Here is a 19956-nt window from a genome sequence, read left to right as displayed (position 1 = left end):
TCACTCGTTCCTGGCCTACTCCGCGCTGGCTAGGCCAGTGTTTGTCAGTCAGCCGATAACGGGATCTGGCTCCTTCCCCGCTGCTGGTCACAAACACATCGTTGCACTCGGGTATTGAGCGCATCCTGTTGTGGGCATCCGCGATGAGGCCCCATGGCTTCAAGGGATTCCCTTGCGGTTAGGATCAGCGACTGCATCATGCATCTGTTCTGCTAGTGCTGCGGGGTTCTGTGGCGTTGCTACAGAAGCAGCAAACGCGTCAAGCATCGCCTTGTGCACTGCTGTGTAAAGCACGACGCCGGAGGCACCGACGCCTGCTGCGAGCATCCTTGTATAGAGGTCGATAAGTTGCACGTTGAGCACGCCTGCACCGGGGGAAATTCGTGTAATCATGCGCGCCTTGGGCACCATTACAGCGGTGACGGGCGTGCTGGACGGATGTCCGAGAAGCCTTGCCGTGTTTTCCGCTGCGGCGTTCATATTTTCCCACGCTAAGTAGAACGCCAAGACGGTCCCCACCCAAGTGCCCAGTTAGCGGAAGAATCGAGTGAAGACTCGGCGCGCGCCATCTCCGGACGGTTCTGATAGTGCTGTGGCTGAGACCATTGCCATTCCGACCAAGCCCCAAGGACACGACAACTATGACCAAAGGCGCTCTGGTTCTGGCTCGAAGTCTTGCGCCATGCGGTACAAACGTTTGCTGCTGCTCTAAAAAATTAACCAGGCCAGTTCGCCGGTAGCGTGTGTGTGACATGAGCGCCGGACCAACTGCCCGTTTGATGTCTTCCCTGCACTTGTCCCTCGACGGCAAAACGCACAACCCCACTAGCGGGGCATCTGCAGATCGGCTTCCGCATCATCCGCCCGCTTTTTGCTCCGGGTAAAGAGCCGATCCGAAATCAGATCCAAAACTGCCCACGTCACAAGGAAAGCGATGCACTCTATGGCGAAGCTGCCAAACTTATAGAAATATGCCGCTATTCCAAAGGAAATGAGAAAAACTGGAAGTTGCTGCAAAACAAGCTGTTGTGTGCTGAGGAATTTGAAAAGCTGGAACATTACAATGCCCTCCTAATGTTCAGTCAGAGCCGGTTCCGATTACTTTAATTAGCTGATCGCGCCTTAAGTACACAGCCTTCCCCGTTACTGCCGCGTTACTGGAGCCGTTATCCATGAGATGGTGCCGCAACTGGTTGGCCAAGCGATTTCCTTGTCTAAAGCGCGAGCCACAGTCGAGCGGCAGGTCTTACAGCTGCAGCTAGTTTCAAAAGTCGAAGGGAAGCCCATTACGATCACCGTACCCGAGGGGTATTCGCCCCGGGATCCACTTTTTGGTTTCCGTGTCAAAATACCGATTGAAGGGAGACTCCCGGTGGCCGCTGTAGTCCATGACTGTGGCGGTTCCATTGACTCGGCTGCCCCATCGCCTGCCTCCTCTGTGATTGGGCGGCTCTACGCGGACGCGCGGGCGGCCAGAGCGGCCTCCGGTGATTCCTATCCTTGTACTGCAATCAGCTGTAAGCATCGGGATCCGATGTGCAAATTTCGGAGAACCGAGCTCGTACCCGGGGGCTCAAGGCCTGTTTGCGGGCGTAGGTCTTGTGCATCGACCGCCACCGCGGTGCTGACCGGCGTCTCGGGCGGCGATCGTAAGGCAAGGGACCTATTTCTTCTTTTCATGTTCAGGTTTTGTCCCTGAGTTTCTGGCTTTGGCTCCGGGTGGTTCCTGCTCCTCGGCTGACTCTTTGTCCGCGGTTTCGGTACCGTTAATGGTGGTCACATAGGCATCGGTGCCCGGCTCCGCGGGAGCGGGCCCCGCGGACATATCGACGGCGAGGCTTGTGAAAGGCCAGTCGGCCGGAACTTCTCCTTCGGCGAAAGCCGCAGACGGGGGAGCACCGGTGAAAGGTGGTGGCGCTGCATCGACTGGCGGGGTACTCGGTGCGGGACCCCCATCGAGTGCCCCCACGGTCCGCGCTCTGGTCAGCAGGTCGGAGGACGGGGTGGCCGACGGAGCCGGGCCCAGATGCCGCTCCACTCCGGCGGCGCCGCCGTCAAGCGCGTCCGCCTCGACGGTACCTTGGGGCGTCGGTAAGGGAGGTTCTGGCGCTGGGGAGCCGGAGACCGATCCGGCGACCGCATCCTGGGCTCCCGTCGGTTCCCGTGATGTACTCCCTGTATCCAGGACAATTTGGGGTTTCTCGTCTCCGCTGTCAATTTGAATTACGACGCGCATGGGGTTTCCTTAGCTTAAGACGGCGTAGCGGGCTTCAAAGGTCACGGTCTGGTTCGTGAGGTTTTTGACGGTGATCCAGTACGTGCACTGAGTGGTGTTTGCCCGTTCAACGGCCACGTCCCAGTCCACCTGAGGATTTCCCACTTGGGGCGAGGTGGGCATCATGTACCAGACAACGTGCCAGGCCGTGGGCCAGTTGAAGGTGAACCACCTGTTGGAGGCCCCAGGGCCTAGGGAGCCGGTGAATTGAATGTTGGTCCACATGTCTTTGTCCTTTGCTCAGTATCGGCTCAGAATGCTGTACCGGCCCTCGAAGGTGAGCGGGGCGGGGGTGAGGTTGCGTACGGTGATCCAGTACGTGACGTATTCGGCGGTGGCGCGCTCCACCTGTACGGTCCAGTTGACCTGCGGTGAGCCGCGGCGGGGGGTCACCGGCATGATGGTCCAGATGATGTGCCAGGTGGCGGGCCAGTTGAACGTGAACCAACGCCGGCTCTCGTTGGCGGCGAGTGAGCCTGTGAACTGGGTGCCGTTTTGGGGCTGTGTCTGCCAGCCGTCGACGGGTATCTCCCAGATTCCGCGGTTCCGGGTGCCCGCGCGCAGTACCCGTGCGTGTGGGTGGAACATCAGGTCGCCGATCATGGAGTTCGGCAGAGCGTTAGAAAAGTCGGCCCATGAAGCACCTGCATTGAGGGACTGGGAAACGCCGACGTCCGCTGCCACCCAGATCCGGTTGGTGTTTCCCGGGTCGACTTCGATTGCGTTGATTGGCAGCGGGGGAAGGCCGGCGGACAGGTCGGTCCATGTGGCTCCGGCGTCATCGGAGCGGAACACCCGTCCGCCGTTTAGTGTCGTCGAAGTCGCCCAGATCCTGTTCCCGCCCGGCCTGACGTGCAAATCGCTGATATATGCGTTGGCGCGGGGCGAAGCGAGTGCGGTAAGCGTGCCCCAGGATGTTCCGCCCCAGTGGCTGTGGAATACGCCTCCATTGGTGGTTCCCACATAGACATCGTCCGGACCAGGAATGTACAGGGCGCTGGAACGGGCCGTGGATGGGAACGCCAGGCGCGTCCAAGCGGTTCCGTTGTTGCGGGAGATGTAGAGCGAGTCGCCTCCCATCGCGATGGTGTCTCCCGTCGTCGAGCTAGTTTCGAACGGCGGATAGAACAGGCTGCCCTCGCCGGTAGGTACGGGCGGGAAAATGTCGGTCCAGGTCCCAAAGCTGCCCCGCGTCGTGGACCGTTGGGGAGTCATGTTGTAGTAGGTGTGGAAGACAGTGTTCGGATTGGTTCGGTTGACCCCGCAGTCACCGCCGTCACCGTCCGCCACATGTTCCATGGTGGAGGGCCCTGTCCAGCGCTGGGTGCCGTTGTCTTGAGTGCCGCCGACTAGCCAGCGGGAGGATCCGTGGTCCTGGCCGAGATATTCGAACTCGCTAATGACGAGACCGTTGTTGCAGTGCTGCCACGTGATGCCCCGATCAGCGCTTCGGAACAAGCCACCGTCGTTGCCAATGTAAATCGTGTCGGGGGCGCTCGGTTCGAATGCGATGGCATGCTGGTCAGGGTGGATGGATTGTCCGGTCGCGCCTTTATTGCTGAGGTTACGCCAAGTCCAGACTGTTCCGGCGAGGTCGCCCCGGTGGACCTCGATGGCACCGCAATATATCTGGTTGTCCCGGTCCGGTGAGACAGCCAGGAACCAGTCATACCACGCCTGGTTGACTCTGACGCCGGGTGGGGTGCCAACAGCTGTCCATGTGCCGTTGGCACGGCGCCACAGGTAGGCGCTGGTGCCCGCGGCTCCCCACGCGTAGGCGACGTCGGGGTTGGACGGCGCGATGGCCACTTCGAGCCGGTCAAATGTACCGGGTGCACTTGGAAGGGCTATAGCATTCCATCCCGTGCCGCCATCGGTGGACTGGTGCAGCCCATCACGACAGGCCCCAAGGATCTCTGCCGCTGCACCTCCAGCAGGAGCCATAGATATGGACCACGTACGGATGGTGCGCCGCCGTGTCCAGGTCACGCCGCCGTCGGCGGACACGTAAAGCCCGTGAGTCGTACCGGCCAGCAGATGGCGCCGGTCGGCGCGGTCGATCACGAGTTCGTAAAACCCCTGTCCCACGAACGGCGCCGTACACAGGGTGGACCAGGTGCTGCCTCCGTCCGTTGAGCGGAGTATCCCGGCCCCCAACCATGAGTAAAAATTGCCCTCACCCGTGCCGCAGTACACCGTTCTTGAATCCGTCGGATCGAACACTACGGCACCGACGGTAAGGGTGGCTTTGTAATCGGTCCGAGGCGCCCAGCTGATGCCACGGTTGAAGCTTTCCCACACACCGCCTTGAGCTGCACCGACCAGAACATGAGCGGGGTTGGCCGGATCGACGGCCACGGAGGACACTCGCCCGGAAACGTTCACCCGGCTGGATCCGTATGTCTGACCGTTTGGGATGGTCCACGGACCCAATGAACGCCATTGCGGCCCAATTGCGGTGGGCGGCCCCATCGCCTCCGCTGCATCCGTAATGGCTTTAGCCAGGTTCTCCTCCTGGCTCCCGGCGGAATCCCTGGACAATACCGCATCCCGTGCCTCAGCGGTCGCGGCCGCCGTGTCTCCCGTAGGCGAGGACGTGAAACCCTCCAGTACTCGGGTCAGCTGGCCCTGATCTTCCCCCGGCACGGCCATTGCAACGGTTTCCACCGCCACCTCGTCAAGACCCTCACGCTCCAAAATTTGCAGGAGCCGCAGCAGCACCTTTCCTCCCGGAAGCCCTGCATTGGCAGCATCCTGTTCCGCCTCTTCGTCGCCGCCGGAATCCAGCCGTCCAGAAACTGTGTCATCCACCTCACCCTTCATCGGGTGCTCCTTTGTCTGGTTGTTCTTTCTCAGAAGGGGTAGACGCCCGGCCGGAAGGCCGCGTTTCCGCCTCTAAATCCTCGTCGGGCTCCTCCTCGGAATCCGGCAGGTCGGGTACACGCTGGGAGAGCATCTCGTCCAGGCGCCTCCGGGCGTGGCCGCCCTCACCGGCATCCTGCCGACTGCCGCTCTTGCTGGCGTAGTATTCGCTGTCTTTCTTGGCGCCGTTGCCAGTGCTGTGCTCATGTGGCTCTTTTGGGGCCTGTTCGTTTTTATCGCTCACGTGCCAAAACCGCCTTCGAAAAACCGGTACACAAGTCCACGTTAGGCAGCAAGCGTTACGCCTGCGTTACTGTGCCGTTCGAGCCCGCAAGGGGCGGACCGTCACTGGTGCATTGCCCTACCCGGGTCTCCACTCATTGGGCTTCTTCCAATTTTCTGACCTGAAGCACCGTATTGCACTTTCCGGACGCCAAGGTCAGGCTAGAGTCATGACCCGCGGATACAGGTTTACACGGTTTCCGTTGATTTATCATGCACGCCGGATCCTGGGCGCTCCCGACAACGGGCTGACGGCCCTGCTTGGTGATGAAGACTATCCGGTAACCCGGTCTTGGCCGGTTGAGAAACCGCTTGTTGCGGATAAGCAACCGGCTAAATTTGATTTGCCAAACCTCGAAGGACATGCCCTCGTTAAGGTTATGCCGCACCAGAAGCAATTGCCTGATTTTCAGGGACAGGATTCTGGGCATTCAGAAGGTGCGGACCACAGCAAATGGTTCCCGGGGGATTGGACGCCAACTTTCCGCTGAAGTTGCGTGGCGGTATTTTTTGCCTTGTGGGGAGAATTTCGGCATGCTCGTATTCTTGGACGCGGAGCGGGGCCCTCACACGGTGTCGCCGCGGAATCCAGGATCCCTGGCTGCTGGTACCAGCATGGTCACGTCGTGGAAGAACTCAGCGCCGTCCGGAGGCTGTGTTGGCTTTGAGCTACCAATCGAAGCGTTCCTTGACCGCGTCAATGGCTTTGGGTGAGTTGTTCGTTCCCATGCCCAGGCTTTACCGAGTGATCAAGGGCCAGGCCTTGGCGGTCCGCCTTGAGGACTTGGCCCGCGTGTCCCTGGTGCAGGGACGAGCGTGGTGGTCTGGGTGGTCGTCTTGTTTTCTTCCTGCGTCGCGCTGCCACGAGTGGCTGTTCCGCCCCCTCCCGGTTCGTTGTCGTCATCAGAGTCAGCCGCGTTTTCACCAGGGTCGCGTTTCCCAACATCCTCCTTTTTCGCACCCATGACAGAGTTAGCCCCGAAGTAGAAAGCAGCGACAGCAGTGACCAGTGTGCCAACGGTTGTGATCAGTTGCTTCGCAATATCCTCGGATGCTGCAGTTCCCGAGGAAGGTTGGAAAAGGACGACATCGTAAACGGTGGCATTATCGACCTGCCGTGTTTGCGAACTCTGGATTTGGTCTGTTGGGATAGTGGCGAACCGTTCAGCGGTTACGCCTTCAAGGGAGCGCGTTTGCGTGGGGTCGGTCTGGTTGAGGCTGCTATTGAAAAGAAAGATGGCGGCGATGAAAAACAGCATGATGAGCAGGAGCGCGATGATCGCTCGAATGGAGCCGCTGGGTAATCCCATAGCCTCGTTGGCATCTGCCAGTCCAAGTCTTCTGAGAACAATTACAAGCGTGCTCACAACTAGGATTAGGACAATCGCGGCACTAACAAATATGAGTGAAAGTGACGCTTCGGGAGACACATCGCCTAGATATCTAAGCAGGAAGACAGATGAGGCAAGCAGGGCTATGGCGACAACGCCCGAAAGCACGAGCGCTGTGACTGCCGACCACTTCGGACCTTCGCCGAGAGGGGTCCGTGCCGTGGACGTCCCCCGATAACGGGTACTGTTGCCCTTAAAAGTAGGGTTCTTCTGGTGCTGTTCCCCTGCTGCTGAACTCATATCATCCCCCCAAAGCTAAGATCCGAAATTGTGGTGGTGAAAACTCAAAACGCTGTTGGCGAATTTGCCAGTAGCGGGAGCCGGTCGGGTACCAAAGGCCCGAAGCAGTTGGCCTCCTTCCAGGGAGCCCCAGTAGCCGGAGTGTGTGCTCACATTTACGAAAATCTGGATCAATCCGGTCGTCTCATCGTCATCCTCTAGTCTTGGTGCCCCCGTAAGTGCTAGACCGCCGATCTCAGGCATGTACGCCTCATTTCAAGCAGGTGCGCCGCTACGGCTATGAAATTCGAGCGCGTTGTGCAAGCTGAGCATGCACGTCGTTACGGCCGCGTTACTGACGCCCATCCTGGCCAACACCGAGCCGGCAGAATAAGTGCGCAATAGCCGGGGGGATAACGCAAGGCCCTCCGAACTCAGCACTTACAACGCTTCACGCCGCATGGCACTTACAACGCTTCACGCCGCATGCTCCTGCTGCGCGGTGGCGACAACTACCGGTCAGTAGCGAAGTACTAGCAGTGGCCGGAATCGGGAGCGAATGCTGCAAAACTAGTTGAGGAAAAGGGGTTTCGCCCTCAACCTGCCCCTTCCGATGGCGCCAGAAATTTCAGCTCTTCGCTCTCAACGATCGGGCTGTGGCTGACCAGTTCTGATCCCGGCATTCTGGGCGAAGAAACGGCCCGGTGAGAGGCCAATAGCAGCCCCCTTTTCGGCCGCTCCTCCACCCGTTTTCAACCGGTAACCGTGATTTCATCAACCACCGCTACGGGAGGATTTACGTTAGTCCGGTTGATATCAGAAGCCAGTTAAGGGCTGCCTAGCAGGAGTGGTGGTAGACGATAACTGATGGCCGCTGTCCCCGGTTGACTTGGGCCAAGCCTTGCTCTGGCAGTTCGAGCTTTGGTTCCTCAGGGCAGGTGGAAGGGCAGTGTTTTGTAGGCGGTTTCTTTGTTCATGTTCCAGCCGGCGACGATGCCTGAGCCGATCATTTGATCGCTGAGGCGCGCCAGGCGGTAAGCAGGGTTGGTGTCGAGGGCGAGCTGGAGAAACTGGGTGGGCTTTGCTGCCTCTGCCTTCCCACCAGTTGATGTAGCCGATAGCCGTAAGGACAGGGGCTGCATGTTCTGGGCTGGTGCGGGCGTAGGCGTGAAGGAGCAGTTGTTGCGCCCACTCGATGCGTGACCATTTCGGGGTCTGGTCGGCTTGGGCGAACAGGATCCGCTGCATGGGTTCGTCGACGCCTGGGATGTCTGCGATGAGCCAGTCCCGGATCGCTGGGAACTGCAGGTTTGCGACCAGGGCGTGGCAGTCGTTGCCGTTAGGGAAGGTGTTGGAGTCGAACATGTTGGCCCAGAGTTTCCGGCCTTGTTGGAGTGCGGTGTTGGTTGGTTGGGCGGCGATGGTGTCTATGTGGTGTTCGACGGCAACCGCTTTGGCTGCTTCCTGGCCGGTGGTTGGGAGGGTGCTTCGGTTGGTGGGTTCAATGAAGCTGCCGCGGTAGATGGATTCGGCGTTGATCGCACTGGTCTGGGTGGAGCTGACGGGCAGGGCGAGGCTGGTGCCGGGTTCGCCGTCGTAGGGGGACAAGGTTTCGTCTCCGACGAAGAGTCCGTCCCGGATGGCGATGCCCTGTTGGGCGAGGATTCCGGTGAGCGCCGCGATGGTGCCGGCGTGGGGTTTGGCCTGTCCGTGCTGGGCGGTTTCGCTCGTGTAGATGGCGAAGAGGATGGATGTGGCGTTGGTGTCGCTGGTGAGGTAGTGGGCGACGGTGCGTGCGTGAGGTAGTTCCTGGCCTGCTTGGCGGGGCAGGTCGATCCGCAGGGTCGCGCCGATGCTGTTCTCGTTCAACGTGATGCACACCAGGCTTTCCTGTGGCCAGAAGCCCAGGGTGTGCCCGATGAAGCTGAGGACGTCTGATGGTGTTGTGATGGTCAGCTTTTCCATGATCCCGTGGTTCCCTTCACCCTTTGTGTTGCCGTGATTTTTTGCTGTTGTTGGTTCTGGGTGTCGTTCTGGTAGGGGACCACCCGCTGGGTTGAGGGGCCGGAGTGCAACTTGGGGTACCGGCGCCGGGGGCGAAAACTTCATGTGGCGGTACTGCTGCGCTGTCCTGGTGATGAAGTTTTCGGTTCGGGGTCGGCGCGGTAGCGCCCTGGTTGCGCGGAGGACCCGCCCAGCGATCATGGGACATATCAGAATGACAAGCAGCGTTGGAACGTCTGCCTGTCCATCGATGCCAAGGAACCAAGCGGCATGACCTACCAAGACAAGGTCAGTTCAGAACGCTCGTTGCGATCGTGGCCCGGCGTGCGCGAGCGTCCACAAAGGGGAAAGTGGCAGATTCAAGGATTGCAAATGTCTGTTGAAGGGCCGATCCAAATCTGTCAGGACAAAGAAAAACCGCATCCCTTTGTTTCGGGATGCGGTTGGTTGAACGCTTCAACGGGGCGGAAGTCGGGGTGTGGACATTGTCCACACTTTGCGTCTCGGACTGCCTTGTAGAGCCTTCGGACTGCTTCGGATTCCGCATGTTTTTCGGGAATTCCCAGTATTTGTAAGGCCCGGAAGACAGTTCGAGTCCCACCTCGGGCACAGCATATCCCCTCGTCAGAGGGGTTTTTGCTTTAACGTGTTGACATGGCTGGTGGGCGAATTCTAGGGGTCGATGCAACACCCGTGGTTAGCTGGCTATTAGTAGATCACGAAGTCGCTCGGCCGGGGTTTCCCAGCCGAGGGTTTTGCGGGGGCGGGCGTTGAGTTCCTGGGCTACGTGTTCGAGGTCTTCGGGGCACGGGCATTACAGTCCCTCCTGCGGCTTCTGCCCGGTGCCCGCGGGGCGCCGTCCCAACCGGGGGATGAATCCGGGGACCTGGCGGCGGTAGGCGGCGTAGGCGGTGCCGAACTCGGCGTCCATCACGCGTTCTTCCTTCCGGGCCAGGCGCAGGTACACGATGACCAGGACCGGGAACATGAACAGGGTCAGCAGGGTGGGCCACTGCAGCAGGAACCCGGCCATGATGGTCAGGAATCCCACGTACTGTGGGTGCCGGACCCTGCCATAGGGGCCCGTGGTCGCGAGTCCGCGGTCCCGTTGGGCCGTGAAGAGGATCTGCCAGGACCTGTAGAGCAGGATGAACCCTGCCGCGATCAGCACGTTGCTGAGCAGGTGCAGCGGGCTCAGGTGCGGGTCACCCTGCCAGCCGGTCAGGTCCTGCCATAAATGCCCGGAGTTGTGATTCAGGAGGTCCAGGCCCGGGATCCGGTTCCCCAACCAGCCCGAGAGCAGGTAGATCGTCAGCGGGAAACCGTACATTTCGGTGAAGAGTGCCACGATGAACGCGGAGAATCCGCCGAGCGCCCGCCAGTCCAGCTTGGTTCTGGGCCGGACGAAGCTGAAGGCAAAGATGATAAACACGGCCGAATTCAGGATCACCAACCACCACAGGTCATAGCCGTAATCAGTGGACATGACCGGCTCCTTCCCCCTCCCCGGCGGCGGTGTGCCCGCTGTAGCCGTGGCCCCCGTGCCCACCATGGCCGTGGCCTCCATGCCCGAACATACAAAGGCTCATCACCAGCACCACACCCAGATAGGGCAGCGCATCCAGGACATGGAGCCAGTGGTTGGAGATCAGGTACACGGCGGCCGCGGCAATGAGGACGGTCAGCAGGCCCTGCGTCCATGGCCGGGGCGGGCGGTGTCCGGGGGCGGGAAGGTTGCTCATGCCACAAATTGTCAGGCCCGCACGGCCCGACGGGTAGTGCCTAACGTCCCACCTTGCCAGGCGCCGGAGGATGCTGCAGATGCTGCGAAACCATTGCGTTTTATACCCCCGTGGGGTATTATTTGGATGTTGCCAGTGACGTGGTTTGTCCAGGCCGAGGCCGTCACAGCCGTTCAACCGCAACATCCCCTTTCCTGTCCCTTGATTGAAGGAAAACTGACATGTGCGGAACAACCGAATCACGTACCCTGCTGCCCCTGGCTTCCAAGGAGCAGCAGGGCTGCAGCTGCTGCTCCCCGGCCACGGAAACGCGCGCGACGGTTACCGCGGCTGCGCAGCCGGAGGCCCTGGGATCCGATGCCCAGTACGCCCTGGAAGGGCTGACCTGCGGACACTGTGTCCGGACCGTGGAAGAAGCCGTTTCCGGGGTAGCCGGTGTTGAGTCGGCAACGGTGGACCTGGTGCCGGGCGGCACATCGCGGTTGAGCGTCACCGGCGCCGTGGACCTGGAGGCGCTGGCTGAAGCCGTGCGCTCCTCCGGCTACGTCCTGGCAGGCGCGAACTACCCTGCATAGGCACGCGATCCGGGGGGGGGGGGGGGGCATCCGGATGAGCGCCGGATGCCCCGGGCCCGGGCTGGTTAATGGCCGGGGTGATCGGTGTGGTCTACAGTCGGCGCCGGGGAAGGTGTTGTCACGTCCTCTCCGGCGCCACTGATGGCCGGGCCGATGACGAACGCGGACAGGGAGAACATGGCGGCGAAGACCAGCAGGCCCACGGCCGGTGCGACCCAGCTGCCGAATCGCCGGTAGAGGCGGATCAGCATTGGAATTGAGGCCAGCACCCCGAGCGCTCCGAACAGTGCGGTGCCGCCGGATCCTGCCACGAGCGCAGTCCCTGCCAGCAGCCCTATGTGGTGCAGGACGTGCGGCAGGAGCCCCATGACCAGGCCGACGGCGCCAACGACTGTGTGCCACAGGCTCTGGAGCCTGCCCCGGACGGTCCGCCCTGGAACCGTCCCGCTACGTGGTCCGGCAGGCGGATGCAGGTGGGAGGCGTGGTCACCGGTCATGGCCGTTGCTTTCGCCGTCCCGGTGGCCCGCACGGGTTCCCGGGCAGATCATTCCGTGTTCACTCTCTCGCTGTCCCTCCGTCTGGTTCTTCACAACTGTTGCCCCTAGTGTGTTCTGCGCCTGTTTTTCGCCGCAAGGGCCTAAGTTCCCTGTCTCGTTACCGTCCAGGGCCGAAACCGAATCCGGCACAGGCTCGTTGTACCGGAAGGCGTCCCTGGCACGCTGCCGGTAATCTTGAACCAAAGCCCGCCGGGAAGGGAGGAGGACTGTCATGACCGCACCGGTGAATACCGCCGCGATCACGTTCCTTCGCCGGGCGGGTCTTTTCGGAGCCGTCCTGGCGCTTATTGCAGGCATTTTCGGCATGCATGTCATGACGGGCAACCACGCGCTGCACTCACCGTCCATGGAAGCAGCGGCCGGCAGCGCCCATCACGAATCATCCGTTGCCGGACATGCCGGAGGACACCTTCCCGCGTCTTCCGCCCTGGACATCCCTGGGTTCCAGACGGGTTCAGGTGTGGATGTCGTGCAGTGCTCGGACTCGGGCAACTGCACCAGCATGCAGGCGATGGCTGCGTCCTGCACGCCTTCAGCGAAGTCCGGTTCCTTGACCGCACCGCTGCCAGGCGCCTGGGTCATCGCCAGGAGCACCAACACAGGGGCCCTGACCGATGCCACCGCGGGCTGGTCCTATCTTCCCAGCAGTCCTTCACCGGATGAGCTCTGCATCAGCCGAACGTAAAACGCCAGCCTGCGCTGTGACCTGACCAGCGCTACTCCTGCCCGGTGCCGGCTCCTTCGAACCTCTCCAAGGCATCACCGATGCACACTCACCCACCGGGGCGCCCACGCGCCCACCCACGTCTTGAAGGACACCCAAACATGATGAACAAGAAATTCCTTGCCCTTTCCACCACTGCCGTTGCCGCAGCACTCGCCCTCGCCGGCTGCTCCACCGACACCTCCAGCTCCACCGCAACCGGAAGCTCGATGCCGGGCACGAACCACAGCAGCTCGGGGATGATGTCCAGCAGCGCACCGGCCGCCTCGGCCGAACACAACGCGGCCGACACCATGTTCGCCCAGGGGATGATCCCGCACCACGAACAGGCCGTGGAAATGAGCGAGATGATGCTGCAGAAGAAGGACATCCCCTCAGCGGTCACCGACCTTGCCACCAGGATCAAGGCGGCCCAGGCACCGGAGATCGAAACGATGACGGGCTGGCTGAAGAGCTGGAACGAATCCGCCACGATGGGCGCCGGCCACAGCATGGACGGCATGATGGGCGAGGACGACCTCAAGCAGCTCGAAGCCGCCCAGGGCACCGAAGCGGCCAAGAACTTCCTGCAGCAGATGATTGTCCACCACGAAGGCGCCGTGATGATGGCCAAGACCGAAACAGCTCAGGGCAAGAACGTTGACGCGATCAAACTGAGCAAAGACATCGTGACGGCGCAGGAAGCCGAAATCAAGGAAATGAAGGAACTGCTGGCCACCCTGTAACCAGCACACGTTGAAGTCACCGGCCCCTCGCGCAGGGCCGGTGACTTCCCCCACCATTCTCCGGTCCCCATTTTTGGAGTTTCCTTATGCCCCTGCACTCTTTAACCCGATACCGGCCCGCGGCTGCCCTGGCCGCAGCGGCCGCCCTGATGCTCACCCTGTCTGCCTGCAGTCAGGGGCCGACATCGGGCACCCCAGCTGCCGGCACCGCACCATCCACAGCCGCCTCGGGCCTTCCCAGCTCCCATGTCCACGGACTGGGCGTGAACCGCGAAACCGACCAGGTGCTGCTCGCTACTCATGAAGGCCTGTTCGATGTCACCAAATCCCCGGCCACCAAAATAGGGGACACCAACGACCTGATGGGTTTCACAGCCGCAACCGACCAAGGCGTTTTTTATGCGTCCGGGCACCCCGGCCCCGGCTCCAACCTGCCCAACCCCATGGGCCTGATCAAATCCGCGGACGGCGGCAAAACCTGGGAGCAACTGTCCCGCCAGGGGGAATCGGACTTCCATGCCCTCGCTACCACGAAGTCCGGGATCATCGCGTATGACGGGGCGCTGCGGACCAGTCCCGACGGCAAAACCTGGGCCGACGTCCCGGCCGAGTTCGTCCCTGCCGTCCTGGCCGGGAACCCGGAAACTGACACTGTTCTCGCGACCACTCGCGATGGGCTCCAGCGCTCCACCGACGGCGGCAAGACTTGGGTACTGGTTCCAACGGCGCCTGTTATTCAGTTCGCGGCGTTCGCCACCGGCACCGAGGTCTTCGGCGTTGAACCCGACGGTGCGGTGCAGTATTCAGCAGACGCGGGAAGCACCTGGATCCAGACAGGCTCGATCGAAGGACGGGTCCAGGCGATAACCGCTGTGAAAAAGGGCGAAGGAAAACCATGGATCTGGGCCGCCACCACCGAAGGGCTCGCCGTATCCACCGACGGCGGGACAACGTTCCGTTCCGCCAGCGACAGCTGAGTAACCCGTCTGCCTTCCCTGTCCTTGGCAGGAGAAAGCCGCCCGGAGAGGGCTGACGGGACAGGGGCGGCCGGGCTAGGGTGGCCCTGACGGCAGGAAACCGCCAGCCGCCATGCCACCAGCGGCAAAGGAGCCCCGAACATGACACATCACATCAGCGCGATGCTCGATTCCCACCCCCAAGGTGCGGGGACCGCGCCGAAGGACAAACTGGCCGAGTGCATAGCCGCATGCTTCGAGTGCGCCCAGGCCTGCACCGCCTGCGCCGACGCCTGCCTCGGCGAGGACATGGTCGCCGAGCTCAGGCAATGCATCCGCACCGATCTTGACTGCGCTGACGTCTGTGCCGCGACCGGAAGTATCCTGACTCGTCAGACCGGAGGGCAGACAGCTATCACCTTGGCGGCGCTGGATGCCTGCCGGGCTGCATGCGCCACATGCGCTGAAGAGTGCGAAAAGCACGCCGGCATGCACGAGCACTGCCGGATCTGCGCCGAAGCATGCCGCCGCTGCGAAGCAGCCTGCAGTGCTCTCCTGGCGGCCGCAGGGTAGGGCCGGTCAGTGAGCTCCGCAGCCGGACCTCGGGCTCTACCTCTCAACCGGGGTGGCGCGAAGAATCGGAGTACTGCTGGTGGAAGCGGAAAGCGCCGGTGCCTGCCTGTGCCCACGCCGTGTGTGTGCAAGATCCGCTTGGTGGTGCCGGCTTCTCGACACCACCAAGCGCTAAGACCTTCGGTTGTTCCCGAATCAAGACCCTGACGCTACCGGGCCCAGATCCCCAGTTGCAGTTGCCGTGCGCTTCAGGCCTTACAAGGATTACTGTGCACCGCCTTGCTCAAGAGCCGGGGCACATACGATCAAGACTTGCTCAAGAATCGCTCAAGTCCCCAAACCTGTCCTGCGGGCGGACATCAGGGGGCGGGACACCACGTCCGCGTCCGGCAGGGTAGCGGTTGCAGTGGTTCCTTCTCCATGGCTGCTGGTGAGGGTGATGGGTCCCCGGTGGTTTTCGCTGATGGCCCTGGTGATCGTGAGTCCCAAGCCGGCCCCGGGATTCAGAAAAAGAACCCACGCGCAATTTCCCCTGGTGGGAAGCGGCCAAGCTTTACTCACCAGAATAGTAAGGCTACTGTCAATCGCAGAATGACTTACGGCTGACCTGCGTAAACAGTACTTTCAGCAGGTCATCCCGCGGTGCGGGGGAACTCGGACAAGGATGTCCCGGACGAAAGGAAAACGGCCATGGCGGACAGGATTGCTGACATATGGGGAACCCGTACGCCATTCGCCCGGGGGGAGCGGTGGCCGGTCCGCGTGGACCAGGTCCTCGCCGCCGGGCTGGCCGAGAAGGATGTGGACAGGTGGGTGCAGTCGGCCTGTGTGCTGTGCAGCAACGGCTGCGGCATCGACATCGCGGTCAAGGACGGCACGATGGTGGGCGTCAGGGGCCGGGCGATGGACGTGGTTAACCACGGCCGGCTCGGTCCCAAAGGACTCTTCGCCTCCTGGCAGGGGGTCAGCAACAAGGACCGGCTGACCCAGCCCCTGATCCGCGAAAACGGGGAGCTCGTGCAGACCGACTGGGACACCGCGATGGAGCGGCTTGTTTCGCGCAGCAAGGCATTGCTGGACGAGAAGGGACCGCTGAGTCACGGCTTCTACACCTCCGGCCAGCTGTTCCTGGAGGAGTACTACGCCCTGGGCATCATCGGCAAAGCCGGGCTCGGCACTCCGCACATGGACGGCAACACCCGGCTGTGCACTGCCACGGCCGCGGCGGCGATGAAGGAGTCCTTCGGCTCGGACGGCCAGCCCGGCAGCTACACGGACGTTGACGAGTGCGATGCGATCTTCCTCTACGGCCACAATATGGCCGAGACCCAGACCGTGCTGTGGGCCCGGGTCCTGGACCGGATCTCCGGACCGAACAAACCGCTGGTGGTGTGCGTGGACCCGCGTTCCACCGAAGTGGCCCGGCACGCCGACGTTCATCTGCCCGTCCGGCCAGGCACAAACCTGGCGCTGATGCACGGCCTGGTCCGCGAGGTGATCCGCAACGGGTGGCTTGATGAGGATTACATTGCCGCCCACACCCTCCGCTTCGAGGATCTGGCCAAGGAGATAGAACCCTGGACACCTGAAGCTGTGGCTGCGGAATGCGGGGTGGACGCGGCCGCGGTGGTGGAAGCGGCCCGGATTTTCGGGACCTCCCAGCGCGTGCTCTCCACGGTGCTTCAGGGTTTCTACCAGTCCGCCCAGGCCACCGCCTCGTCCTGCCAGGTCAACAACCTGCACCTGCTGCGCGGCATGATCGGCAAGCCAGGCTGCGGGGTCCTGCAGATGAACGGCCAGCCCACCGCACAGAACACCCGCGAGGCAGGGGCCGACGGCGATCTGCCGGGCTTCCGCAATTGGGAGAACCCCGCGCACATCAAGCAGCTGGCCGAACTGTGGGACGTGGACGAGCTCGTCATCCCGCACTGGGCCCCGCCCACCCACGCAGCGCAGATCTTCCGTTATGCCGAGCAAGGCTCGATCAAGTTCCTGTGGATCTCGGCCACCAACCCTGCGGTGTCTATGCCGCAGCTGCCGCGGATCCGCGAGATCCTGGCCAAACCCGAGCTGTTCCTGGTGGTGCAGGACCTCTACATGACAGAGACAACCAAGTATGCCGACGTGGTCCTGCCGGCTGCCGCCTGGGGCGAAAAGACGGGAACGTTCACCAACGCCAACCGCACTGTCCACCTGTCCGAGCAGGCAGTGGAACCGCCAGGCCAGGCCCGAAGCGACCTTCAGATCTTCCTGGATTACTCCCGGCGGATGGACTTCCGCACCAACTCCGGCCGCCCGCTGCTGGACTGGGAGGGCCCGGAGGACGGATTCAACGCCTGGCGCGAGTGCAGCAAAGGCCGGCTGTGCGACTACACCGGCCTCAGTTATGAGCGGCTGCGGGGCGGAAGCGGCATCCCCTGGCCGGTCAACGAGGAACACCCCAATGGTGCGGACCGGTTGTACGGGGACGGGGTCTTTCCCACCCGGGCTGATGTCGCCGAAGAGTACGGCCACGACTTGACCACTGGAGCCACCGTGGGCGAGCAGGCCTACAAGGCTATGGCAGCCAACGGGCGTGCCATCTTCAAAACTGCCCCATACCAAGGGGCGCACGAAACCCCTGACGGCCAGTACCCTTTCCGCTACACCACGGGCCGGACCGCCTACCACTTCCATACCCGCACCAAGACGGGCCGCTCACCACAGCTGCATGATGCTGCCCCGGCCATGTGGGTGGAGATGGCGGAGAGCGATGCCGGGGCGCTGGGGGTGGGGGAGGGCGACGTGGTCCGGGTCGAGTCCCGCCGCGGGCACCTCTTCGCCCCGGTGCGGATCGCAAACGTCCGTACCGGCACTGTCTTCGCCCCCTTCCACTACGGGTACTGGGATAGCGCCGACCTGACCGACGCTGATCCGGAGCAGCAACCGCGGGCGGCCAACGAGCTGACATTGACGGAGTGGGACCCGGTATCGAAGCAGCCCGTATACAAGACCGCGGCGGTGCGGGTCACGAAAGTCGCCGACGCCACCGGCCCGGCGCCCGCTCCCACCACCACTGCATCCCGTCCCGCCCGTGCAGGCCGGGTATCCGCGACGGTGGGCGGGGCAGCCGGTGAAGCCAGCGAGACGGTCGCCCCCACCGAACCGCCGGTTGCGGCCCCCAGCGAGGAGGAGAGGGCATGAAGCTTCCCGTCTACCTGGGGCTGCTCCACCGCTCCGAACACACCCTGGCGAAGTCCTTCCGGCAAGTGGCCGACGGCCACGGCGATGAACCGGACGTGTATTTCCTGTGCCGCTCCCTCGCGGATCAGTGCGAAAAGCATGAGCAGGCCCTGCTGCCCATTGTGGATCGCTATGGCGAGGTTGAGAAGGACGATGAGCCGGAGAGGCTGCATGCGGAAGGTCTGTCCAGCACCCGCTCAGGGGCGGTGGGATTGCTGCGGGACCTGCAGGACCTCTACCTGCTGGGTTCCCTCGTGGACATCACGTGGACCGCCGTCAAGCAGGCCGCCCAGGGTTTACGCGACGCGGAGCTCCTCGATGTGGTCACCCGCTGTGAGGGCGAGACCAAAACCCAGCTCGAGTGGCTGTCCACCCGCATGAAACAAGCCGCACCCCAGGCCCTGATCGTCGCCGAATGACCGCACAGCATGCCCCAGACCGCAACAGAGGTGATGCCTCGTGACCGATGCTTCCCGCCTGACCAGAAGCCGACCCGGAGCGGCCTTTTACGCGGCCGTGCTGGCCGGGGCAGGAGAAGGGCTGATGGCCGCGCCAAGGCGTCAGGTCCGGTGTAGGTTCTTTTAACACTGGCATTTGGACAGGAGAGGCATGCGAAGTAGAACCAGATTCGACGCCGGGGCCGCTGGCAGGCCCGGCAATTACGTTGCGGCCGTGGCAGGTATCGCGGCGCTCCTGGCCGTATCCGGCTGCGCCCCTGACGGAACTGCGCCTGCCGATGCGGCGCAGGAATTCCACCAGGACCTGGCCGCGTCCGACTGGTCCGCCGCCTGCAACATGCTGCAGTCCGATACCCGCGAAAAGACGGCCCAGGAGCAGGAGAGCACCTGCGAGGACCACCTGAGGAACCTGCAGATCCAGGAGCCGGGAACCCTGGCCCGCACTGAAATATACGGCCGCGGCGCCTTCGTGGAATTTGAGAACGACGCAGTCTTCCTGGCTGCCGCGGAAGGCGGCTGGAAGGTCACGGCAGCGGGATGCACACCGAACGGTGATGCGCCTTACACCTGCGAAGTGGGAGGAAACTAGCCATGCGGTGGTCTTTTGCCCTGTACCTGATCCTGATTTTCGGCGGACTTGCCTACATGGCCGTCGTCGGACTCGTCCACGGATAGGGGAGAAGCGGTGAAAAACGCACTGAGGAACAACGGACTGAGCCTCTTCTTCGGGCTGATCTTCCTCCTGGCCCTGCTGGGGCAGGGACTGACCGGCCATGCCGTGTTCAACGAGGAACAGGTGGCCGCGGGCCTGGAGGAGATCAGCCTGGGCCAATACCTTACGTCATCCAACTTCGCGGTAGACGTCTCGGAAAACTGGCAGTCCGAATACCTCCAGTTCCTGCTCTACATTGTGGCCACGATCTGGCTGGTCCAAAAAGGATCACCCGAATCAAAGGAACTGGACCAGACCGGAACCGAATCCGACAAAGACCAGCTGGTGGGCGAGCACAGCAACCAAAAATCGCCGGCCTGGGCCAAAGCGGCCGGTTGGCGCCGCACGGTCTTTTCGAATTCTCTAGGGACCACCATGGGGCTGATCTTCGTCCTGTGCTGGCTGGTCCAGTCCTTCACAGGCAACAGCGCCTACAACGAAGAGCAGATCAGGAACTTCCAGCAGCCCATAACCTGGACCGAGTACCTCACGTCTGCAGAGTTTTGGAACCGCACCCTGCAGAACTGGCAGTCGGAATTCCTCGCCGTCGGGTCCATGGTGGTCCTCTCCATCTACCTCCGGCAGCGCGGCTCACCCGAATCCAAGCCCGTTGGCGCTGCCCACGACGATACTGCCCTGACCGGCTAGCTCGGGCTTCCCGCCGGCGGAGGCAGCTGA

At 62.3% G+C, this 19956-nt stretch carries 22 protein-coding genes; 10 read left to right on the top strand and 12 right to left on the bottom strand.

Features of this window, described 5'->3' with window-relative positions:
- Positions 1–159 precede the first annotated feature (159 nt).
- The 6 genes from FBY31_RS08510 to FBY31_RS08485 form a co-directional block, all read right to left on the bottom strand.
- Positions 160–480, bottom strand: a complete 321-nt coding sequence (locus FBY31_RS08510; RefSeq protein ID WP_142039321.1) for a hypothetical protein — start codon at positions 478–480, stop codon at positions 160–162.
- Between the two features lie 345 nt (positions 481–825).
- Positions 826–1059 carry a hypothetical protein gene (locus FBY31_RS08505; protein WP_142039318.1) on the bottom strand — a complete coding sequence of 78 codons (234 nt, stop codon included), beginning with the start codon at positions 1057–1059 and terminating at the stop codon, positions 826–828.
- Positions 1060–1663: 604 nt separating this feature from the next.
- Positions 1664–2236 carry a hypothetical protein gene (locus tag FBY31_RS08500; protein WP_142039315.1) on the bottom strand — a complete coding sequence of 191 codons (573 nt, stop codon included), beginning with the start codon at positions 2234–2236 and terminating at the stop codon, positions 1664–1666.
- A gap of 9 nt (positions 2237–2245) precedes the next feature.
- Positions 2246–2500, bottom strand: a complete 255-nt coding sequence (locus FBY31_RS08495) for a hypothetical protein (RefSeq protein WP_142039313.1) — start codon at positions 2498–2500, stop codon at positions 2246–2248.
- 15 nt (positions 2501–2515) lie between these two features.
- Positions 2516–5098 carry a WD40/YVTN/BNR-like repeat-containing protein gene (locus tag FBY31_RS08490; protein WP_142039310.1) on the bottom strand — a complete coding sequence of 861 codons (2583 nt, stop codon included), beginning with the start codon at positions 5096–5098 and terminating at the stop codon, positions 2516–2518.
- Positions 5088–5381, bottom strand: a complete 294-nt coding sequence (locus FBY31_RS08485) for a hypothetical protein (RefSeq protein WP_142039307.1) — start codon at positions 5379–5381, stop codon at positions 5088–5090. Before FBY31_RS08485 ends, FBY31_RS08490 begins: the two co-directional genes overlap by 11 nt.
- 208 nt (positions 5382–5589) lie before the next feature.
- Here FBY31_RS08485 and FBY31_RS08480 point away from each other — a divergent pair, with 208 nt between their 5' ends.
- The gene (locus FBY31_RS08480; protein ID WP_142039304.1) at positions 5590–5910 is read left to right on the top strand and encodes a hypothetical protein; all 321 of its coding nucleotides are present in this window, start codon (positions 5590–5592) and stop codon (positions 5908–5910) included.
- A gap of 258 nt (positions 5911–6168) precedes the next feature.
- On the opposite strand, the gene FBY31_RS08475 is transcribed toward FBY31_RS08480, so the two are convergent.
- The 4 genes from FBY31_RS08475 to FBY31_RS22805 all read right to left on the bottom strand — a co-directional run bounded on the left by FBY31_RS08475 (position 6169) and on the right by FBY31_RS22805 (position 10775).
- Positions 6169–6786, bottom strand: a complete 618-nt coding sequence (locus FBY31_RS08475; protein ID WP_142039302.1) for a hypothetical protein — start codon at positions 6784–6786, stop codon at positions 6169–6171.
- 1059 nt (positions 6787–7845) lie between these two features.
- A complete protein-coding gene (locus FBY31_RS08470) occupies positions 7846–8994 on the bottom strand; it encodes a DUF4192 family protein (protein WP_235012977.1) in 1149 nt (382 codons plus the stop codon).
- Positions 8995–9847: 853 nt separating this feature from the next.
- Entirely contained in the window at positions 9848–10519 is a 672-nt protein-coding gene (locus tag FBY31_RS08465) for a methyltransferase family protein (protein WP_142039298.1), read from the bottom strand.
- Positions 10509–10775, bottom strand: a complete 267-nt coding sequence (locus FBY31_RS22805; RefSeq protein WP_160142448.1) for a DUF2933 domain-containing protein — start codon at positions 10773–10775, stop codon at positions 10509–10511. The genes FBY31_RS08465 and FBY31_RS22805 overlap by 11 nt, the downstream gene beginning before the upstream one ends.
- Positions 10776–10996: 221 nt before the next feature.
- On the opposite strand from FBY31_RS22805, the gene FBY31_RS08455 reads away from it, so the two are divergent.
- A complete protein-coding gene (locus tag FBY31_RS08455; RefSeq protein WP_142039293.1) occupies positions 10997–11350 on the top strand; it encodes a heavy-metal-associated domain-containing protein in 354 nt (117 codons plus the stop codon).
- 65 nt (positions 11351–11415) lie between these two features.
- Here the strand turns inward: FBY31_RS08455 and FBY31_RS08450 are convergent, their stop codons facing one another.
- Positions 11416–11847: a hypothetical protein gene (locus tag FBY31_RS08450; RefSeq protein WP_142039290.1), complete on the bottom strand. Its 432-nt coding sequence runs from the start codon at positions 11845–11847 to the stop codon at positions 11416–11418.
- Positions 11848–12119: 272 nt separating this feature from the next.
- On the opposite strand from FBY31_RS08450, the gene FBY31_RS08445 reads away from it, so the two are divergent.
- From FBY31_RS08445 to FBY31_RS08430, 4 genes are all read left to right on the top strand, one after another.
- On the top strand, positions 12120–12593 hold the full coding sequence (locus FBY31_RS08445; RefSeq protein ID WP_142039288.1) for a hypothetical protein: 474 nt from the start codon (positions 12120–12122) through the stop codon (positions 12591–12593).
- 140 nt (positions 12594–12733) lie between these two features.
- A complete protein-coding gene (locus tag FBY31_RS08440) occupies positions 12734–13357 on the top strand; it encodes a DUF305 domain-containing protein (RefSeq protein WP_142039286.1) in 624 nt (207 codons plus the stop codon).
- A gap of 86 nt (positions 13358–13443) precedes the next feature.
- Complete coding sequence (locus tag FBY31_RS08435; RefSeq protein WP_142039284.1) at positions 13444–14334, top strand: F510_1955 family glycosylhydrolase; 891 nt, start codon at positions 13444–13446, stop codon at positions 14332–14334.
- Between the two features lie 141 nt (positions 14335–14475).
- Entirely contained in the window at positions 14476–14886 is a 411-nt protein-coding gene (locus FBY31_RS08430; protein ID WP_142039281.1) for a four-helix bundle copper-binding protein, read from the top strand.
- A 327-nt stretch (positions 14887–15213) separates the two neighbouring features.
- On the opposite strand, the gene FBY31_RS08425 is transcribed toward FBY31_RS08430, so the two are convergent.
- Positions 15214–15375, bottom strand: coding sequence for a hypothetical protein (locus tag FBY31_RS08425; protein ID WP_200833481.1), 162 nt, complete (start codon positions 15373–15375; stop codon positions 15214–15216).
- 201 nt (positions 15376–15576) lie between these two features.
- On the opposite strand from FBY31_RS08425, the gene FBY31_RS08420 reads away from it, so the two are divergent.
- The 4 genes from FBY31_RS08420 to FBY31_RS08405 all read left to right on the top strand — a co-directional run bounded on the left by FBY31_RS08420 (position 15577) and on the right by FBY31_RS08405 (position 19926).
- Positions 15577–18069 (top strand): molybdopterin oxidoreductase family protein, encoded by a 2493-nt coding sequence (locus FBY31_RS08420; protein WP_142039275.1) that lies wholly within the window; start codon positions 15577–15579, stop codon positions 18067–18069.
- Positions 18066–18527, top strand: coding sequence for a hypothetical protein (locus tag FBY31_RS08415; RefSeq protein ID WP_142039273.1), 462 nt, complete (start codon positions 18066–18068; stop codon positions 18525–18527). The genes FBY31_RS08420 and FBY31_RS08415 overlap by 4 nt, the downstream gene beginning before the upstream one ends.
- Before the next feature lie 190 nt (positions 18528–18717).
- Positions 18718–19155 carry a hypothetical protein gene (locus tag FBY31_RS08410; protein ID WP_142039269.1) on the top strand — a complete coding sequence of 146 codons (438 nt, stop codon included), beginning with the start codon at positions 18718–18720 and terminating at the stop codon, positions 19153–19155.
- 96 nt (positions 19156–19251) lie between these two features.
- Positions 19252–19926, top strand: a complete 675-nt coding sequence (locus FBY31_RS08405; protein ID WP_142039266.1) for a DUF6766 family protein — start codon at positions 19252–19254, stop codon at positions 19924–19926.
- Positions 19927–19956 lie beyond the last annotated feature (30 nt).

Origin of the sequence: Arthrobacter sp. SLBN-100, assembly GCF_006715305.1 — a bacterium.
Taxonomy (GTDB): domain Bacteria; phylum Actinomycetota; class Actinomycetes; order Actinomycetales; family Micrococcaceae; genus Arthrobacter.
The sequence above is the reverse complement of the archived record's forward strand: the minus strand, read 5'-3'. Positions and strand labels throughout refer to the sequence as shown.

Bases quoted from the DNA above. Each gene is read 5' to 3' on its own strand.
- FBY31_RS08440 (WP_142039286.1), top strand. From the start codon at position 12,734: ATGATGAACAAGAAATTCCTTGCCCTTTCCACCACTGCCGTTGCCGCA.
- FBY31_RS08420 (WP_142039275.1), top strand. From the start codon at position 15,577: ATGGCGGACAGGATTGCTGACATATGGGGAACCCGTACGCCATTCGCC.
- FBY31_RS22805 (WP_160142448.1), bottom strand. From the start codon at position 10,775: ATGAGCAACCTTCCCGCCCCCGGACACCGCCCGCCCCGGCCATGGACG.
- FBY31_RS08435 (WP_142039284.1), top strand. From the start codon at position 13,444: ATGCCCCTGCACTCTTTAACCCGATACCGGCCCGCGGCTGCCCTGGCC.
- FBY31_RS08480 (WP_142039304.1), top strand. From the start codon at position 5,590: ATGACCCGCGGATACAGGTTTACACGGTTTCCGTTGATTTATCATGCA.
- FBY31_RS08500 (WP_142039315.1), bottom strand. From the start codon at position 2,236: ATGCGCGTCGTAATTCAAATTGACAGCGGAGACGAGAAACCCCAAATT.
- FBY31_RS08470 (WP_235012977.1), bottom strand. From the start codon at position 8,994: ATGGAAAAGCTGACCATCACAACACCATCAGACGTCCTCAGCTTCATC.
- FBY31_RS08465 (WP_142039298.1), bottom strand. From the start codon at position 10,519: ATGTCCACTGATTACGGCTATGACCTGTGGTGGTTGGTGATCCTGAAT.
- FBY31_RS08490 (WP_142039310.1), bottom strand. From the start codon at position 5,098: ATGAAGGGTGAGGTGGATGACACAGTTTCTGGACGGCTGGATTCCGGC.
- FBY31_RS08415 (WP_142039273.1), top strand. From the start codon at position 18,066: ATGAAGCTTCCCGTCTACCTGGGGCTGCTCCACCGCTCCGAACACACC.
- FBY31_RS08445 (WP_142039288.1), top strand. From the start codon at position 12,120: ATGACCGCACCGGTGAATACCGCCGCGATCACGTTCCTTCGCCGGGCG.
- FBY31_RS08505 (WP_142039318.1), bottom strand. From the start codon at position 1,059: ATGTTCCAGCTTTTCAAATTCCTCAGCACACAACAGCTTGTTTTGCAG.
- FBY31_RS08430 (WP_142039281.1), top strand. From the start codon at position 14,476: ATGACACATCACATCAGCGCGATGCTCGATTCCCACCCCCAAGGTGCG.
- FBY31_RS08455 (WP_142039293.1), top strand. From the start codon at position 10,997: ATGTGCGGAACAACCGAATCACGTACCCTGCTGCCCCTGGCTTCCAAG.
- FBY31_RS08450 (WP_142039290.1), bottom strand. From the start codon at position 11,847: ATGACCGGTGACCACGCCTCCCACCTGCATCCGCCTGCCGGACCACGT.
- FBY31_RS08510 (WP_142039321.1), bottom strand. From the start codon at position 480: ATGAACGCCGCAGCGGAAAACACGGCAAGGCTTCTCGGACATCCGTCC.
- FBY31_RS08495 (WP_142039313.1), bottom strand. From the start codon at position 2,500: ATGTGGACCAACATTCAATTCACCGGCTCCCTAGGCCCTGGGGCCTCC.
- FBY31_RS08410 (WP_142039269.1), top strand. From the start codon at position 18,718: ATGCGAAGTAGAACCAGATTCGACGCCGGGGCCGCTGGCAGGCCCGGC.